At 33.8% G+C, this 17,241-nt stretch carries 19 protein-coding genes; 6 read left to right on the top strand and 13 right to left on the bottom strand.

Translation table 11 applies throughout. The features are described 5' to 3' along the window. The first annotated feature begins 19 nt into the window (after positions 1-19). On the top strand, positions 20-1,297 hold the full coding sequence (gene pbp4, locus ACF3N8_RS00765) for a penicillin-binding protein PBP4 (RefSeq protein ID WP_238093894.1): 1,278 nt from the start codon (positions 20-22) through the stop codon (positions 1,295-1,297). Between the two features lie 136 nt (positions 1,298-1,433). On the opposite strand, the gene ACF3N8_RS00770 is transcribed toward pbp4, so the two are convergent. Both ACF3N8_RS00770 and ACF3N8_RS00775 read right to left on the bottom strand, forming a co-directional pair. After that, a complete protein-coding gene (locus ACF3N8_RS00770; RefSeq protein WP_009384621.1) occupies positions 1,434-2,486 on the bottom strand; it encodes a glycosyltransferase family 2 protein in 1,053 nt (350 codons plus the stop codon). Beyond that, complete coding sequence (locus ACF3N8_RS00775) at positions 2,483-3,553, bottom strand: CDP-glycerol glycerophosphotransferase family protein (protein WP_009384622.1); 1,071 nt, start codon at positions 3,551-3,553, stop codon at positions 2,483-2,485. The genes ACF3N8_RS00770 and ACF3N8_RS00775 overlap by 4 nt, the downstream gene beginning before the upstream one ends. 838 nt (positions 3,554-4,391) lie before the next feature. Between ACF3N8_RS00775 and ACF3N8_RS00780 the strand changes: the two genes are divergently transcribed. Both ACF3N8_RS00780 and ACF3N8_RS00785 read left to right on the top strand, forming a co-directional pair. Continuing rightward, the gene (locus tag ACF3N8_RS00780) at positions 4,392-5,132 is read left to right on the top strand and encodes a M50 family metallopeptidase (RefSeq protein WP_017176819.1); all 741 of its coding nucleotides are present in this window, start codon (positions 4,392-4,394) and stop codon (positions 5,130-5,132) included. A gap of 86 nt (positions 5,133-5,218) precedes the next feature. Then, positions 5,219-5,704, top strand: coding sequence for a GNAT family N-acetyltransferase (locus tag ACF3N8_RS00785; RefSeq protein WP_009384624.1), 486 nt, complete (start codon positions 5,219-5,221; stop codon positions 5,702-5,704). A 126-nt stretch (positions 5,705-5,830) separates the two neighbouring features. On the opposite strand, the gene ACF3N8_RS00790 is transcribed toward ACF3N8_RS00785, so the two are convergent. After that, positions 5,831-6,382 (bottom strand): tyrosine-type recombinase/integrase, encoded by a 552-nt coding sequence (locus ACF3N8_RS00790; RefSeq protein ID WP_026049006.1) that lies wholly within the window; start codon positions 6,380-6,382, stop codon positions 5,831-5,833. A 133-nt stretch (positions 6,383-6,515) separates the two neighbouring features. Between ACF3N8_RS00790 and ACF3N8_RS00795 the strand changes: the two genes are divergently transcribed. Both ACF3N8_RS00795 and ACF3N8_RS00800 read left to right on the top strand, forming a co-directional pair. Further along, complete coding sequence (locus ACF3N8_RS00795; protein WP_009384626.1) at positions 6,516-6,722, top strand: hypothetical protein; 207 nt, start codon at positions 6,516-6,518, stop codon at positions 6,720-6,722. A 13-nt stretch (positions 6,723-6,735) separates the two neighbouring features. Beyond that, on the top strand, positions 6,736-6,948 hold the full coding sequence (locus ACF3N8_RS00800) for a DUF2922 domain-containing protein (protein ID WP_009384627.1): 213 nt from the start codon (positions 6,736-6,738) through the stop codon (positions 6,946-6,948). Positions 6,949-7,102: 154 nt separating this feature from the next. Here the strand turns inward: ACF3N8_RS00800 and ACF3N8_RS00805 are convergent, their stop codons facing one another. Further along, on the bottom strand, positions 7,103-7,342 hold the full coding sequence (locus ACF3N8_RS00805; RefSeq protein ID WP_392450057.1) for a hypothetical protein: 240 nt from the start codon (positions 7,340-7,342) through the stop codon (positions 7,103-7,105). A gap of 1,102 nt (positions 7,343-8,444) precedes the next feature. Between ACF3N8_RS00805 and sarA the strand changes: the two genes are divergently transcribed. Beyond that, entirely contained in the window at positions 8,445-8,810 is a 366-nt protein-coding gene (gene sarA / locus ACF3N8_RS00810) for a global transcriptional regulator SarA (protein ID WP_009384629.1), read from the top strand. A gap of 54 nt (positions 8,811-8,864) precedes the next feature. Here the strand turns inward: sarA and ACF3N8_RS00815 are convergent, their stop codons facing one another. The 9 genes from ACF3N8_RS00815 to ACF3N8_RS00855 form a co-directional block, all read right to left on the bottom strand. Next, entirely contained in the window at positions 8,865-9,644 is a 780-nt protein-coding gene (locus ACF3N8_RS00815) for an alpha/beta fold hydrolase (protein ID WP_009384630.1), read from the bottom strand. A gap of 269 nt (positions 9,645-9,913) precedes the next feature. Next, the gene (locus ACF3N8_RS00820) at positions 9,914-10,627 is read right to left on the bottom strand and encodes a hypothetical protein (protein ID WP_009384632.1); all 714 of its coding nucleotides are present in this window, start codon (positions 10,625-10,627) and stop codon (positions 9,914-9,916) included. 274 nt (positions 10,628-10,901) lie between these two features. After that, positions 10,902-11,405 (bottom strand): SA0570 family protein, encoded by a 504-nt coding sequence (locus tag ACF3N8_RS00825; RefSeq protein ID WP_009384633.1) that lies wholly within the window; start codon positions 11,403-11,405, stop codon positions 10,902-10,904. A gap of 107 nt (positions 11,406-11,512) precedes the next feature. Then, a complete protein-coding gene (locus ACF3N8_RS00830) occupies positions 11,513-12,298 on the bottom strand; it encodes an alpha/beta fold hydrolase (RefSeq protein ID WP_009384634.1) in 786 nt (261 codons plus the stop codon). Then, positions 12,285-12,995: an HAD family hydrolase gene (locus ACF3N8_RS00835; protein WP_009384635.1), complete on the bottom strand. Its 711-nt coding sequence runs from the start codon at positions 12,993-12,995 to the stop codon at positions 12,285-12,287. Before ACF3N8_RS00835 ends, ACF3N8_RS00830 begins: the two co-directional genes overlap by 14 nt. 46 nt (positions 12,996-13,041) lie before the next feature. Beyond that, a complete protein-coding gene (locus ACF3N8_RS00840) occupies positions 13,042-13,983 on the bottom strand; it encodes an iron ABC transporter permease (protein WP_009384636.1) in 942 nt (313 codons plus the stop codon). 104 nt (positions 13,984-14,087) lie between these two features. After that, positions 14,088-14,966, bottom strand: coding sequence for an ABC transporter substrate-binding protein (locus tag ACF3N8_RS00845; RefSeq protein ID WP_009384638.1), 879 nt, complete (start codon positions 14,964-14,966; stop codon positions 14,088-14,090). 170 nt (positions 14,967-15,136) lie between these two features. Then, on the bottom strand, positions 15,137-16,795 hold the full coding sequence (gene argS / locus ACF3N8_RS00850; RefSeq protein ID WP_392450061.1) for an arginine--tRNA ligase: 1,659 nt from the start codon (positions 16,793-16,795) through the stop codon (positions 15,137-15,139). Positions 16,796-16,797: 2 nt separating this feature from the next. Further along, positions 16,798-17,208 carry a DUF1934 domain-containing protein gene (locus ACF3N8_RS00855; RefSeq protein ID WP_238093895.1) on the bottom strand — a complete coding sequence of 137 codons (411 nt, stop codon included), beginning with the start codon at positions 17,206-17,208 and terminating at the stop codon, positions 16,798-16,800. Between the last annotated feature and the right edge of the window lie 33 nt (positions 17,209-17,241).

Raw genomic sequence — 17,241 nt, forward strand, 5'->3', positions numbered from 1 at the left:
TTGAACGAGGGATTTAATTATGAAAAAGATATTTAATTCATTTATTTCCATTTTGATAGCTTCTTTAATTATAACACCTTTTAGTAAAGCTTACACACCTACACCAGTTGAAGTTGCAAATCAATCTGGATATCAAATAGGACTAGGCTTCCAGCCAGAAGGCGCTATTCAAATTAGCCATACAGGCCAAGTACTTTACGAATTTCAAATCAACAACGAATGGCCACCAGCTTCAATGTCTAAGCTCATGACGATGTATTTAGTACTTGAAGCTGAAAAAGAAGGCAAATTGTCTTTAAATGACACAATTAAAATCACGGACGACCACTATCGTATGTCTACGCTACCAGAACTAAGTAATACCAAACTTTATCCTGGTGAAACATATACCATTAAGGAACTACTACAAATTTGTGTATCCGCTTCAAGTAACGCAGCCGCTTTAATACTAGCTACCGAAGTTTCAGAAACGCGTTCTGATTTTACAGATAAAATGAATGCTAAAGCAAAGAAAATCGGCATGAAGCATACGCATTACGTTAACCCAGCCGGTGCGTCTAACCGTTTACTACAAAACTATGCACCTGAAGGCTATATTAATGAAGAATATGCGACAACAACGGCGAAAGACTATGCAATACTCGCACAAAGAGCCGTATCAGATACACCTAAAATTATTGATTTTACGAAACAAGTCGCACCTACTCAACACGGTGTAACGTACTACACATATAACCACTCTCTTGAAGGGGGTAACATGAGTTTAGAAGGAACGGATGGACTTAAAACAGGTTCAAGCGATGTAGCTGATTATAACCACGCTATTACAACGAAGCGTGACGGCTTACGTATTTATCAAATTATTCTTGGTGCTGGCGATTATGAATATCTAGGCGGCGAAAAAGAACGTAATAAAATCGGTAATAGCTTAATGAACAATGCCTTCAATCAATACAAACGCATTAAAATCTTCTCAGAAGGCGTTCATACGATTAACGACAAAAAATATTATGTATCTCAAGATTTTTATGACATTCTTCCTGTTAACATGACTAAAAAGGATGTTAAATATGTCATCGAAGACGATCGTCTACATATCGATTACGAGCGTACTTTTATTTCAGATGCATACGGCCCACCTACAGTTAAACTTGAACAACCAATTATTAAGGCATCTAAGACACGTGTTTTAAGTTTATGGGAGTCACACCCAATTCTAACAATTGCTTTAGGAACAGGTATTATAATCGTTTTAGCTGTTATATTAAAATGGCTTTTCAAGCGTGTGCGTAAATAGATGTCATCGCTAAAATAGCGAGTGTGTCATTTGTAGACATTTAATATTAAATAAACCACGAACTAGGATTTAATGAAGCGTCCAAAGTTCGTGGTTTTTGTGTATATTAATGATGGTTTATCTTTATGGTAATGAATTAAATCTTTACGAAACGCTTAAACCAACTTAAGTGTCTTTTCGGAAATTGAGAAGCTTTGAAATTGAACCAAGATTTACGCTTAATACCAACGTTCATTAAAGCAGAATGCCATTTCTCATAGTTAGATTTGGTCCAATCCATACTCTCATTCTCAGTGATATCAATAATGTGATAAAGCGCATCTGCACTGTACGAGAATGCTTGCATCTCCTGGATATATTCAATGATACGATCTAGAATTTCAAGTGTAATCATTGGGTCGTATTTCAATCTGACATCAATGATGTGCCCTACAATCATGTCATCCAAGCGATAGCTATAATATTCACATAAGTTACGCTCGCCTAGAAGTGTCATAATACGTTGTCTGGAACGCATGATATCTTTCATATAAATATCAAATAACTTCGCTTGTTCGGTTGTAATATTCGAACACAAACGAATGTTAGAACCGTAAACCATCTGGTCGTATAAACGTATTTTACGCGCTTTAACATAAGTGCGAATGGTAAAACCGTGGTCATCCGTAAACGAAATATCTTCATCAAACTTGGCAGAAGCAAGATGAGCGCGATATAGTTTTGCGCCTGGTCCCATCGATTGCATGATGTCTTTGCAAGTTGATAGCGTCACAACATCGTTTTTACGAATCACATCATGTTCATCTATGAATTCCCACTCTCGTGTCGCTTCTTGGCGTCCGACTTGCCCAATAACAATATCGACATCTTGATCTGCTTCCATAATCTCTACCATCTTATCGATTTGCCCTTCGAAAAATCGATCTTCAGGACGTAAGAACATAAACATATCCCCAGTCATTTGGGATAACCCATAGTTACGTGCAGCAGATATGCCTCTATGTTCTGTTGAGAAGATTTTGAGACGTGCATCGTTTTTAGCAAGCTGATGCAAGAGTTGAATCGATTGGTCTGTAGAGCCATCATTCACACAAATAATTTCGACGTCGTGCTTGGTATCTACAGAATGAATAGCTGAAGCGATGGATTTAAACGAATTATATATGGGTAAGATTACTGAAATTTTCATACTTTCACCAACTTCTCAGTGTAATTAACTAACTGATTTAAGCTTTCCTTAGTATTGTATCGGTGCCATTCTTTAAATAACGGTTTAATATTGCCTTTTTTAATACGCGCTAATAATGCTTCTTCAGACGTCACTTTATAGTCATCAGGGATGTCGTGATAATAGAATACGTTAAGTCCATGCTCTTTCTCATATTCCTTTTCATCATAAACATAGAATAATACAGGTTTATCAATAATACTTGCTTCTATCGCTACAGAATCATAGTCTGTAATAATTAAATCTGCCAACTGGATTAGTTCGTATTGACTTAAAGCGCTTGTTGCTTCTGTTTGATCAGGATAAATCAGCGTGTAATCGGGAAGTTGGCTTTCAAAGTGTGATAAATTGATTTGGTTGGTTTGTTTATGTGGACGCTCAGTCGGTAGATAAACGGCTACTTGATTTGTAATACCTAATTGTGACTTAAGTTCCTTTTGTCGCTCAGATGCATCTTCTTCATAATATTTAACTGTTCGGGGGAGACCGAAATCTAGAATATGGCTATATGTTGCATCAAATGCGTTAGCGAAACATATCCCCATCTTACAACCGCCAACTAAATATTTATCAGTTGCATGATAAACCTTCTCATATTGCTTCATTTGATGTCGATCACGCTTATCAAGTTTGTGATGGTCTTTACCAAAATCTTTAAGCGCGCCAACTTCATGCCAAGTTTGAATGACTGTTTGTCCCTTCTTCTTATCAATCGCGCCTATGAGTTCGTAGTAAGTGTCTACGAAGATAACTTTGGCTTTAGAACACGCATGAACTTGTTTAATTAAATAGGACTGAGAAATAGGAATGCATGTCACATGCTCATAACGTTCTAGTTGTGAGAAGTAAGCTGGATCTGTGATAACGGTAATGTTGAAACGACGTTTATTAAATGCTTCGATTATAGGCATTAAGTCGTCTCGATACGTCATCATCACTACGATATCATTTGCACTTACATGATTTTGACCCCATACAAAGTTAATAGAACGTATCAATACATTGTTTAAGTTTTGACTCTTTACCAAAATGATACTCACCACCATTACATTGATATTTGAAAATTCAAAAAAACACACCAAAAAGCATGGGACCCCATTTGTACCATGCTAAGATAGAATATCAATTTGTAATAACTGTAGTTCATAATAGTGAGTTTATTCCCGAATTAATAAAAACCCATCGATTTCGCTATGTTATCTCCCAACGTTTGACTCCCACATCAAACACATAACATAAGCTGAAATAAAGTTAATAACATTTAGAAATATTATCATTTAACTCATGATTACCCTTGCATGAGCACTTTGAAACTATTGAATGATAATTCCCACACATTCTAAAAGTTAGATATTTGATAGGTGAAGTCCATAAAACGACTTGCTTTTTAAATAGCCTTACTTTAGAACACCGACAATCCTGAGTGACGTTCAAAGAATTCTTTAAATCCTTCACCTTTATCTTCGCAAGTCTTCGTCATATAATCAAGCTTATTTACAAAATAAGTTATAAATAATGATTGATTTTAATCTAGAAATCATAAACATTAAATTACAACATACTAACTTTACAATATATTTATAATATTAACAACACGTTTACATCAATTACTCTAAAATTTTTATCTTAAGCACAATTAAACGCATGGCAACAAGTATTCAACCCTATTTAAATCACACATGATTGTATATCTGATTAAATAAAAACTAACAGAGATTTAAGCGTTTTCACATATTAATTTAGAATTTTAGTTAAAATATTGTAAAGAAATGTCAGTATTAACTGGTGCTTAAATACATCTGAAGTCGCTTTCATAAACGTTATATTTAAACTATAATTGAGCTATTATTTTAAAGAGGGTTGCCTATGACATTAGAAAATCTACAAACTATAAAAATCATATTAAATCCATACTTGATAACTCTGATAATAATCGGTTATATCGCTATACATTATTACCGAGGACATCGAATTTTCAGTTTAATCGAAATCATACTCAACTTTATCCCTGTTCTCATACATGAGTTTGGGCATGTCTTAATGAATTCAATAACATTTGGTAAGCCGAAGGACCTTGTTGTCGTGGTAAGACCGAAGGAGCGACGACTAACTTCTCGCCAAGGATATGCTGTCACGACCTCCTCTAATGTTCTTACTCAAGTCATTACAACACTTGGCGGTTATATCATGCCGTCTATGATGCTTATACTCGGCATATTCTTAGCTATAAAAGACTATAGCGTAGTTTATATAATTTCTTTTTTATGTATATTTATATATTATTTAGTCATTACATCCCGAAAACTTGTACCTTTAAGTATTACTATTTTATTAATAATAGTGATCTACCAATCATTTAAATATAATGTTTATCAAGATTTTCAATTAGTCATGTTTATCATCTATCATTATTTAATAGGGACACTAGCGGGGGAAGTCATACTTTCCTCAATTCGTATCGTTCGTTTTACTTTTTCAAGATCAAATGGAAATTGGGATGGCTACCAGCTTAAATTAGCTACGCACATTCCAACAATTTGTTTTAGTATTATATGGTTGACAATAAATTGTTTTGCAATGTATTATACATTTGTAAATTTATGGTAATTTGACACTTTTAATAAAATATGTCATCATGCCTTATCGAATAATTTTTTGATATAAACGTATTAAACATAGAAAGGTAAAGGCTTATGATAACGATTAGACGTGCGCAAATTTCTGACTTACCTTATATGACTAAAGTTTATAACCAAGCGATTAAGCACGATATTGTTCGGAACGCTAAACGACAAGTTTCGATTGACCATCGAACAAAATGGTTCTTATCCCATAATCAACAAACGCCTGTGTTTATGATTCTATTGGATAACGTTCAAGTAGGCTATATGTGTATCGAACCTTACGTTAATAGCAATAATCCCGATCTGAGTGAACTTCAAATATTTTTAGAACATATCTACAAAGGTATGGGTATCGGTTATGATGCCTTAAATCTATTAATTCACGAAGCCTTTCGAATTGGCTACCAAACCTTAGTTGTTCGCATTAAAGACAATAATTACTCAGCTCAGAACATGCTTCAAAAGTTAAATTTTATGAAACTAAAAGCTGTACCTGATTTAGACGGAACGCATTCCTCTACCACACATTTAGAAACATGGTTACTTAAGCGATAACCCCCCTCTTTTAAAAGGCATTTAAGACTACTGAGTGCATGAACGCTTAAAGTTCACTATTAGAGTGCATATCAAAACATATCTAAAAAGACCAAGGCCTCTGTATCCGAGTGCTTTGGTCTTTTATTATAAATTTAAAGCAATTGTCGTGGTCTTTTTAAATGGATTAATACATATAAACTTAATTGTTTCATTAGGTGTCTGATGTCCTAAATATTTTTGGATAATGGCAATAGATATACCTGATTTATAAGCATGATAAGCGAAAGTTTTACGCAAAGTCGTGATGCCTACACGTTCTAGGCCGAGCTCTTTTGCTGGTTTAGAAATGATTCGGTATGCCTGTTGTCTCGAAAGTCCTTTCTTTGTACGTTTGGATTGAAATAGCAATGACGCTTCTGTCATGTGATGATCCTCAACAAACGCTTTAAGTTCATGTCTTAACGTTTGAGGTAATTGAATACGAATATGTGATGCATGTGATTCGTACCATTCTGGCACTACCTCATCATTTGAATCTAATATATCAGCTACAGTTAAGTTTAATAGATGCGTAAGCTTTAATCCTGTATGTATCGCAAATTTAAAGAACAAGTAATCTCTAGTTGATATGCGCTTCAGAACTTCATACATTTTTAAAATATCTTCTTGCTTACGGATAGGTTCTAGTTGCTTCAAACCATTCATCCCTTTCTTTACCATTCTTATTAATCATAATCGATGTGATGAAAACTTCAAAACAAAAAGATATAGATGGCTTTGCACTTTTTTGACGCTTTCAACGATATATAACGTGAAAGGAGGTTAAAACATGAACAATATCAAATCATTAACATTAGTCCTCACTCAATTTACCGTTACTGAAGATGGTAAAACATCAAAAGCACAACGTCGTTTCGCGAACCTTAGCACTAAAGCTACAAACGAAGATATTAAAGCATTCGTAGCAATCATTTCAGATCTAACTCAAGAAAAGTATGATCAAGTCGAAGTCATCAAATCTGAAACTATTTTATAAAGGAGGTAACCCTATGTCACAAACTTTAGAATTCATCTTCAAGAATCAATTAGAAAAACCTGTTAAGTTCCAAATAACAAAACTTAACGCTACTGTCACTAAAGAACAAGCGAAAAGCGCAATGGAAGCTTTTATTCAATTGAACATTTTAGAACCTAAGAGTGGTAAACCTACACAAGTTTCTTCAGCTCAAATCGTAGACAAAAACATTCATGTTTTATTCTAATTATTAAAAAGCGCGTATCAAAAGTCTTTAGTGACTTTTGATACGCGCTTAAGTATGTTTAACGATCATTTACTACTTATTCTATCTATTTATATGTAAAAAGAGTTACGTCTAACGACATTAACCCTTCAATATCTACAATTATACAAGAATTTTATATATTTACAGCTTGATAATCAACGGTTCTAGGAACCACAGTGTCCCCAAAATAAACCTTCTCTTCTCCAATTCTCTTACATATTGCATATTGATCAAAAATTTCAATGATCTGTCCTAAATTTTTACTAGAACGATTTGAACTTAGTACTTCGACAAATTGTAGTTGTTGTAAACGTGATGAACGTCCTGCACCAATAAAAAATTTCTCATCGTCTAGGACTCGTATAATCTTCATATTCGTCAATCAATTCCACCACTCAATCTAATTATATTCGTCCATTAAACATTTCAACACTCAACAAAATTACTATTATATATTTTTAAGAATTTCTATGTGGAAAGTTGTTTTAATACATCTATTTTGAACTATGTATTACCTTATCATGATTTAATTGACTTTTCATCAATTTTTACAAAACTTTAATATTTATACACAAATAAACTGAAAACAAACACTATTACGCACATTACTACTCTTTTTAGATAATTAGTTGCGAAATTCATTATAAATAATAAATATAATTCGCGTTCTCTAATTCTAAATCTGCAATTTAGCCCAGCAAATAACTTCGTTATTTCCATTATTTACTAATTGAAAAATATACTAAAATTTTGAATTACTATATCTTTTTTACAATTGTAACTTAATTGTAAAATAAAAGAACTTATTTTAGCTATTTTATAGTGATTAGACATCATTAAAACATAACGATTTTAATTATAAAATATCCTTTAACCCCCGATTTTAATTCATTTTTAGGGGGTTTTTTTATTGTTTAAATCGTGTACTAATTTATTGCTATTTATGAATAGTGTTATTTTACACAACTTTTCTATAATATTTCAATTCATTAATATCATTTTAAAATCAACAATCATGTATAGACAAGAACAAAACGTCATATTATAATTAAAGCGCTATATGGAGCACTTCACCCTATAAAAGCTTAACCTCGTGATATGTATTCATTTAGCTTAGCTTTAGTGTAATAAAGCCACTATATTTAAAGGTTATACGAAATTTTGGAATTGATTAAACGTACATACAAATTCCTGTTTTATAACATAATTAAATCCATATTGTGGTTTTGTTCATATAAACAATTTTGTTTAACATTATTTTGTTTTTATAACACTTTTTAGTTTACATTCCAAAATTATTTAGTTATACTTAAGAAAATAATTGTGATGTTAATATATTTCTCTCAAATAAAATCACATCCAATTATTGATGGCGCTTTTACTTGATAAAAGTGTTATCGTATTGCTTTAAAGTTACGAATTCAAATTTTAAATTTTGAAATATTAATGTATGGGGATAACAAGGAGGAGCATAAATGGCTATTAAAAAAATCAATGATTGTTTCGAATTATTGGCCATGGTAACGTATGCAGATCGCTTAAAAAGCGTTATCAAGAAAGATTATTCTATTAGTTTTGAGGAATTTGCTGTATTAACACATATTAGTGAACGTAATGATGAAGAGTATTACTTAAAAGATATTATTAATCACTTAAACTACAAACAACCTCAAGTAGTTAAAGCTGTTAAAAATCTTTCAGCTGACGGTTATTTCGATAAACGTCGTAACGAGCAAGATGAACGTACAGTTTTAATTTTAGTTAACAAAAAACAACGCGAAAAAATTGATGAGTTACTTGGACGCATTAATAAAAGCATTAAAGAAACTGAAATGAAATAATAGATAAATAAGGGAGATACGACATGACGTCGTATCTCCCTTTTTGCGTCTTTTCTATGCTAAGATACTTGTGAAATTCTTATACACATTTATGAAGTTGTCTTGTTCTTCAATATGTGGCGCATGTCCTGATAGTTCAAACGTCTGACATCTTGCATTAGGTAATAACGTTTTGAGATTATCAAAGTTATGATCACCTATATAAGGGTCATGCCTACCATTAATCATAAAAATTGGAACCGTAGATAATGCTTCGAAGTTAGGCTTGTAGTTAAGCAATGCTCTCATCGCAATCGCATTATCATCTTCTCTTTGTTGAAAATAAATTTTTTGTTCTTGGTACCAAGTTTTTGTTTTTTCTAAATTCTTATATATATATGGAAAAAGAATTATTTTTGCTTCTAATTTACTAAATCCTGCGATTTCCTCTCTATGCTGACTAATCAATTTGCAGAAACTTTCAACCTGCTCGTTAATCTTGCTCGAAATTAATGTTAGTGTAATCACCTGATTACTATATTGGTTCGCAAATTCTAAACCAATTAATCCACCCATGTCATGACCAATAATATGAGCTGTTTTTATATCTAATTGATCCATTAATTCTTTTAAGTCTCGAACATGATCTTGGAAATCATAATCACGTGGTTTTGAAGATTTTCCATGGCCCCTAACGTCATACGTTATAACTTGGAAGTATTTGCTAAGCTGTTGTTTCGTGTCATTCATAGCTGCCATATTACCACCTAGATCATGTATCATGATTAGAGGTATACCTTTGCCAGTTGATTCAAAAGCAATTGAGTGTTGATCACTCGTAGTCATCTTATTCATCATGGCACCTCCTTTTACATTCCAAATTTACCCTTGGAATGTCGGCCTTAAGCTCGAAAATTAATTTTTTAATCACGTATAATTTTTATAATATATAAAATGTTAAAATAAGGAAATAATAAAAAGTGTCATAAGTGATGTGCATATATTATAAAAGTCGAATTGATATGAAGCCAAATTAATTTCAAGATAATAAAAAAGTTAGCAATGCAGTCTTAGGGGTATTTTGTTTTACCCTTTTTAGAGTGATTGCTAACGTCTTTTAAGGCTTATCGATGCCTTCTAGATAATTGAATTGTATAGTAAATGATAATTACGAGTAGTAAAATCCAGATAATTAGAGATGCAAGTTGTGCTAAGAATTGATTGTGAATAAATATATCAAGTGTCTTTTGACAAAGGAGCAAGCCGATACAAGCGTACTCCAAACGAATGCGATACAAACTCACGAGTGTCATGATCAAACCAAGTACAAATAGGGCTTGGTGAAAGAACGGCGTAACGGTAAAGACACCTAAATTGATATTAAAAGCACTTAAAGCGATGATGACGATTGCTAATACGGAGAGTGCAGTACCGATTTGGGCTTCTAAGCGATTCCGATATAAATAATTTTTAATTAATATACGATAATACACCATTGTCGATAACGGAAAAATCAGGAATATGTATATCAATGTTAAACCGTTTGTCGCGCCGAACAACACGAGATGCTTGTCATAAACATACGAGATGAGAATTAAATTAAATATGAGATATGCAATATGACTAAACTGTAGAACGTTTAGGTTACGCGTAATGTTCACAATGATTTCAGCAACGGTTTGCTTACGATAATCAATATAATCAACATCATGGCGTTCGGAACGTTTAAAGTCCTTTTTAAGTTGAGTTTTAACATCATCTATGAGATTTGGTGCATATTCTTTATGATTTAAATAATCTTCTACATTTTCTAAAAGGACTTTATCATTTGGTCGCATACCCTACCTCCTTTACAAACGACTATTTAGGCGCACGACCTATGTATGATGTTCAACTCGAATTTAATACATAAGTTGAACGAAGAAATAAGTGAGACTTCCTTGCTCAAAATTAAGATTGCCAGGAGATAGCCTCCTGATTTAGCTATTAAGTCAACCTAAATCGGTTACTTCTTAAATTTAAACCTTGTATGCTAAATAACGCTTTTAAGCACAAAAGAGTAAGACATCTACGTGTCCTACTCTCTTAAGGTAATGACGTATCAAATTAGAATTACTTACTAATATCAATTCTGTATAACTTTAACTCTTTATCATCAGGTGAAGGTGTTGTGAATTGTAAGTTCATGTTACCTTTTTTAACGTAGCCAAAGTTACCTGTTTGGTTATTAAAGAACTCTTGTTTAAAAGCAAGTGGCCCTAGTTCCTCTGTAACTTGGTCGATCGTAGCACCATCCATATTGTTATAGCTCATTGAGATTGCTTGTACGTTACCTTTATTCTTAACACCGTCAGCTGTCACGATTAATAAGCCTTCTTTAGTGTTAAATTCATAGAAATGTTTCTTACCGTTTGGTTGATATGAATAAACAGGTGTGCCATATTGTTTAATTACGTTTTGAATAGGTTCACCTAATTTAACGTCTTCTAGTGTTTGAGTGCCTTTATCTAACTGTTCGATTGTACTTAAGTCATTTGAACTTGCTTCAGCAGTACCATAGTTCATACCTGTCATCATTAATCCAGTTACCATAACTGCGCCAATTAGCTTTTTCATAAGTACTCTCTCCTAACGAAATTATCTGTAATCTTTCTATAGTTTCATTGTACAATAAATATTACTGAAATAACAGAAATATTACATATAAATTACAAATCTAAAAGTTACGAATTGTTTTGAATGAATTTACGAACAATTTTAAAGAAGCGATCTTTCTCCTCAACAAATGGAAATACACCTGATTTATTGAAGATCTCCATCGACGCATTTGGCATTAAATCTTTAACTTTTTGTGAGTCCACACTTGAAATACGTTCATTGTATTTACCAGAAATGATTAACGTTGGGGCCTGTACTTTAGCATAATACTCTGAATTATGATGATTTAAGAATGAATGCTCAACAGCTTGTCTTTCATAATCTGTTAAAAGCGTTGCAGAATCGCTAACTGATTTCATGAACTTTCTTACTTTGCGTCTCGCATAGTATAAATGTTTTTCTAAGAACTTTGTTTGTTCCGTTGTATCCCAAGTACGTATTTTCTCAGCATATTTTCTAAATAAGCGCTCTTGTGGCAGGATATCATGCGTATCAGTCGGATTAATAAGTACTAAATCCTTAATACGATCTGGATATTTCGTCGCTAGCTCTACAGCCATAAAACTACCCAATTCATGCGCAATGATTGTAGTTTGATTAATATAAAGACTATCCATGATTTGAATAATATCATCTGCGTAGTCATGGAAATCGATTTTCATTGGTTTATCTGAAAAGCCATGACCTCTTAAATCAATTTGAATCACTTGATAACGATATGATAATCGATACGCTAACTCATCAAATACTGTTGAATTTGAAAAAATTGAATGAATGAATACGATTGGTTTACCTTCGCCCATAGATTTAATTTTTAGAGCTGTATTATCTTGTGTTCTATAAAGATCCATTTCGATCACCTTCTCTTTTAATTGATAGTATATCGAGTAATTCTTCAAGCGTTGTAATTCTAAAATCCATTTCTTCTGGTAACGGTTCTATTTCTGACTCTTCGTCATCAAACCACACACTTACCATTCCCATTGCGCGTGCTGGTGCAACATCATTTAGTGGGTCATCACCTACATACATCACTTCATCAGGTGCTACATCTAATTTATCAAGAATGTCCTCAAAAATTTTCGGATGTGGTTTACGGTAACCTACAACTTCTGAGGTTGATAAATAATTGATATAGTCTTCAATACCTAAAGCATATAAACGATAATGTTTAATCTGACGTTTACCATTAGCAATGACACCTGTGAAATAATGATGCTTTCTCAGTTTGTCGAGCGTATATGCTGTATCATAGTACGGGAAGACGTAACGGTAAAAGTGCATTTCAAAATCGTTAAATAAGTCTTTCCAAGTTAATCGGTCTACATTAAAACGTCGTAACATTTCTTTATATAATTCGGGTTTATCATGGTCTTCATCGTCATCTAACTCAATGAAGTAGTTTTTAAAGTCTTTAGCTTGAACGTGAACGAGATAGTCATGAAATCGTTCATATTGTTCTTCAATAAACTTCTCTCGTGATTTTTTACGATCTAAAAGGGTTCCTTCTAAATCAAATATGACGGCTTTTATATTTTCTAAATTCACATCATCAACCTCTTTATCTGGACATAAATCATAATTAAGCGCTTCTTTATCTCAAGGGCTTTTGTTGTAGTAATAAATAGAATAATACAGGTATACCGATTAGTGATAGTATAATGCTTGCTGGGATATTGATATCACCGAATACATATCCACCTATAAAGTCGGCTATTAGCATGATAACGCCACCTATAAGCACGTTGAGCGCTATTTGAACGCCGAGTGGTACACGGTATAGATATCGTACAAGTTGAGGCACGATCATACCAATGAATCCGATAATACCGACTTGTGCAATGATGACACTTGATAAAATTGACGCAATCAATAGTGTACCGTGCGTTATGTATGAGACCTTCATGCCTAGCGATGTTTGCTTAAGCGTGTCGACTTGTAGCAACTTTAGATTTGGTAATAACATGACAACGATGAAAAGCGTCACAATGAGCATGATACAGACATACAACACTTCTTTATATTCCGCCGAACCAAAGCTACCAAACATATAATTCATTAAACTGTTTAATTTATTTTGATTAAATTGAATGAGTACATACAAAAATGCGTTAAACAAGGCGCCGATCATGACACCCGTTATAATTAATGTTTCAGTTCGACGATATCGACTGATGAGTAATGACATACTTAAGACTAACGCTAGGCTAAGCAAGCTAAATACAATCGAGAATAAGGATATCAAAATATAACTCGCCCCTAGAATGACTGCGAGGCCTGAGCCAAACGTCGCGCCGCTCGCTAAACCTAGTGTAAAACTATCAGCTAGCGGGTTTCGAAGTATCAATTGAAATAAATGTCCTGCAAGGGTAAGACCCATTCCGCTTAACATCGCAAGTAGTAATCTAGGTAAACGTACTTCTAATAAAATGGTCTTTGAAATCGGTTCATGTAAGTCACCGAGCTGGTAAAAAAGCGTTAATCCGATAAGAATGAGTAGCATTGCACCCCATAATATAAATGTTTTAAATCGCATAAATGTAAATCCTTTATCAATTATCGTCGTTATATCTATTGTAAAAATAAAAAGGACTTATGACAATCAACTTTGCCACAAGCCCGATTAATATCATTACGACTTTATTTACTTTGTTTGTAGATAGCGTCACGTAATGTTTTCAAGCCATCATCAATACGTGGACCCGGTCTTGAAATTTCATCGCCATTAATTGATTTAATTTCCTTGTTCTTAACCGCTTCAACTTTGTCGAAACCACTGCGACTATTGATTAACTTTTGAAAGGCTTGATTAGAGCTGCCTGATGTATTAATGATAATGTCAGGATTACGTTTAATAATCGCTTCCTTATCCGTTTTAACCCAACCTTTTTTATCGTGGAAACTATTTTTAGCATTCAACTTTTGTAGCATATCGTCGAAAAATGTTTGATGCCCTGCCGTATAGATATCAGGTTTAGATGATACTTCGATAAATACGTTTTTGCGCTTTTCATCCTTTGGCACGGATTGAATGACTTTCTTAATGTTACGCTTTGTTTCGTCAATAAGTTGGTTCGCCGCTTTTTCTTTATGCGTGAGACGACCAATGTCTGAGAACGTATCATACATCTCGTTGATCGATGTCGCATCTTTGATGTAAACGACTTTAACCCCTTTTTTATCTAGCGCATCAAGTACTTTAGAACTCGTACCTCTTTGTGATTCATGCGCTAAAATTAAGTCCGGCTTTGCCTTTAATAAAGCTTCTTTGTCCAAATTAAACGCATCAAATTGCTTTTTTTGTTTGACGTCTTTCGGATAGTCGTCTGCTGATGAAACCCCTACAATTTGTTTGTCGAGTCCTAATTCATACAAGATTTCAGTATTACTTGGCATTAGTGAGATAATGCGTTGTTGATGCGCTGTCGCGTTGTCGTTGCCCTTTTCATTTGACTCGCTACACCCTGCCAAAGTGATGCATATGATCATGATGATGACGTAGAATGCTTTTAGTTTCATACTTATCCCCTCTTTAAAAGTACTTTCAAATTAACCTGTGAATTTATCTCATATTATACCTCAAACACCTCATAAAAAAGAAGGACGAAACAAGCCATTTACATAACTGTGTTCCGTCCTTACGCTTAAATCTTAAGTTACTTTGTTAACAAAGCGCTCGATTTCGTGTATTACATTGTTTCTGGCGCTGTAACACCCATTAAATGTAATGCATTACGTAACGTAATTCGAACCGCTTCAACTAAAGCAACATGTGCTTTCGTTTTTTCTAGATCGTCAGTTAGAACCTTCTCAGCATTATAAAATTTATGGAAATGAGAAGCTAAATCTTGAATGTAGTTCGCGACACGATGAGGCGCACGCATTTCTGCAGCACCTTCAATCATCGGTTCAAACTCAGCTACTTTTTTCAGTAAATCGATCGCTTTTTCATTCGTAATAAGGCTAAAGTCTACATCACTTGAAGGTGTAATGTCCTTTTCTTTAGCTTGCTTTAAGATTGAACAAATACGCGCATGACCGTATTGTGCATAGTAAACTGGGTTATCTTGTGATTGTTCCTTCGCTAACTGCATATCGAAATCAAAGTGTGTATCCGCACTACGCATTGCTAAGAAATAACGTGCAGCGTCGATACCAACTTCGTCCATAATTTCTCTAAGCGTAATCGCATTGCCTGTACGTTTACTCATCTTAACTTCTTCGCCATCTTTCATTAAACGAACAAGTTGCATAATTTGAATTTCTAAACGATCACTATCGACACCGAATGTTTCCATAGAAGCTTTTAAGCGATTAATATAACCGTGATGATCCGCACCGAATAAGTCGATTAACGTATCATTACCTCTTTCGATCTTGTCATAGTGATAGGCAATATCTGGAAGGAAGTACGTATAATTGCCATCTTTCTTAATTAATACACGGTCTTTATCATCTTTAAAGTCTGAAGTTCTTAACCATGTCGCACCATCTTCTTCGTACGTATAACCAAGTTCTTTCATTTTATTGAATACTTGAGTAATATCGTCCTTTTCATAAAGTGACGTCTCACTAAACCATGAATCAAAGTGTGTGTTGAAGTCGGCTAAATCTTGCTTAAGCTTATGCATTTCATATTCAACACCAAGTTGTCTAAACGTTTTAAGACGTTCATCTTCAGATAAATCTTTGATCTCAGGGCGCTTTTCGGCAAGATCCTTACCAATTTCAACAATATCTTTACCATGGTAGCCATCTTCAGGTAGCGCTTTATCTTCGCCTAAACTTTTATAGAAACGCGCTTCGATAGAGCGAGCTAAATTCGTAATTTGATTACCAGCATCATTGATATAAAATTCACGTGTTACGTCATAACCAGCCGCAATTAACACGTTAGCTAACGTGTCACCTACTGCAGCATTACGCGCATGACCAATGTGTAGATCACCTGTTGGGTTCGCTGAAACATATTCTAATAAGATAGAATGATTCTTAGGTGTTTCAACATGACCGAAGTCGTCCCCTTTTTCAAGCGCTTCAGGTATGATTTGAGTGAGATATTGGTTATCCATATAGAAGTTAATAAAACCAGGTCCCGCAATATCAACATCTTTAACGTTCGCTTTTGACGTATCAAGGTTATCTACGATTGCTTGGGCAATCTCGCGTGGATTACGCTTTGCAATCTTCGTTAAGACCATCGCAGTGTTCGTAGCATAGTCACCATTTTTCGTATCTTTAGGAATTTCAACTTTAATTTCTGGAATATCTGATGCTAATTCAGCTTTTTGAATACTCGCTTTAATCTCTTCTATCAACGTTTGTTTAACTTGATCGATTAAATTCATAGTTATATCTCCTTATATTTAATTTCGTATTGATAGCTACCCATGATTTCATCATCTTGATATAGGTCATAGTTCACTTTAACTTGACCGCCGTGTGCCTCTTGAAAAGTAATAATACTCTTCGTATGCACTGTTAATGGAATGCGTCCAGTTGGTAACTCATAAAATGTAATCGTATCTTCACCTTCAACAAAATGAAGACGCATATTAATGTCACCTTTACGTATAATTTTAACACCATTATCTTCAACTTTAACAGTAACATTCACACGATTTTGTTCCACTGTTTCGACGTAGCGAATAAATTCCGCTTGCTTTTGCTTCCAAACACCTTTCGTTGTCGTGTCGAAACGATCCGTGTCATTACCTTGTTCAACAATTTGATGTGTGTGTATAATTACATTATTATCCAATTTCTGTCATCCTTAACTTTAAAATAATACTCA

Source organism: Staphylococcus massiliensis (assembly GCF_043186315.1).
Taxonomy (GTDB): Bacteria; Bacillota; Bacilli; order Staphylococcales; family Staphylococcaceae; genus Staphylococcus; species Staphylococcus massiliensis.

What these genes read in the sequence shown, in the direction of transcription:
- pbp4 (WP_238093894.1), top strand. Translation starts at nt 20, where the DNA reads ATGAAAAAGATATTTAATTCATTTATTTCCATTTTGATAGCTTCTTTA.
- ACF3N8_RS00770 (WP_009384621.1), bottom strand. Translation starts at nt 2,486, where the DNA reads ATGAAAATTTCAGTAATCTTACCCATATATAATTCGTTTAAATCCATC.
- ACF3N8_RS00780 (WP_017176819.1), top strand. Translation starts at nt 4,392, where the DNA reads ATGACATTAGAAAATCTACAAACTATAAAAATCATATTAAATCCATAC.
- ACF3N8_RS00785 (WP_009384624.1), top strand. Translation starts at nt 5,219, where the DNA reads ATGATAACGATTAGACGTGCGCAAATTTCTGACTTACCTTATATGACT.
- ACF3N8_RS00795 (WP_009384626.1), top strand. Translation starts at nt 6,516, where the DNA reads ATGAACAATATCAAATCATTAACATTAGTCCTCACTCAATTTACCGTT.
- ACF3N8_RS00800 (WP_009384627.1), top strand. Translation starts at nt 6,736, where the DNA reads ATGTCACAAACTTTAGAATTCATCTTCAAGAATCAATTAGAAAAACCT.
- ACF3N8_RS00805 (WP_392450057.1), bottom strand. Translation starts at nt 7,342, where the DNA reads ATGAAGATTATACGAGTCCTAGACGATGAGAAATTTTTTATTGGTGCA.
- sarA (WP_009384629.1), top strand. Translation starts at nt 8,445, where the DNA reads ATGGCTATTAAAAAAATCAATGATTGTTTCGAATTATTGGCCATGGTA.
- ACF3N8_RS00815 (WP_009384630.1), bottom strand. Translation starts at nt 9,644, where the DNA reads ATGAATAAGATGACTACGAGTGATCAACACTCAATTGCTTTTGAATCA.
- ACF3N8_RS00820 (WP_009384632.1), bottom strand. Translation starts at nt 10,627, where the DNA reads ATGCGACCAAATGATAAAGTCCTTTTAGAAAATGTAGAAGATTATTTA.
- ACF3N8_RS00825 (WP_009384633.1), bottom strand. Translation starts at nt 11,405, where the DNA reads ATGAAAAAGCTAATTGGCGCAGTTATGGTAACTGGATTAATGATGACA.
- ACF3N8_RS00830 (WP_009384634.1), bottom strand. Translation starts at nt 12,298, where the DNA reads ATGGATCTTTATAGAACACAAGATAATACAGCTCTAAAAATTAAATCT.
- ACF3N8_RS00840 (WP_009384636.1), bottom strand. Translation starts at nt 13,983, where the DNA reads ATGCGATTTAAAACATTTATATTATGGGGTGCAATGCTACTCATTCTT.
- ACF3N8_RS00845 (WP_009384638.1), bottom strand. Translation starts at nt 14,966, where the DNA reads ATGAAACTAAAAGCATTCTACGTCATCATCATGATCATATGCATCACT.
- argS (WP_392450061.1), bottom strand. Translation starts at nt 16,795, where the DNA reads ATGAATTTAATCGATCAAGTTAAACAAACGTTGATAGAAGAGATTAAA.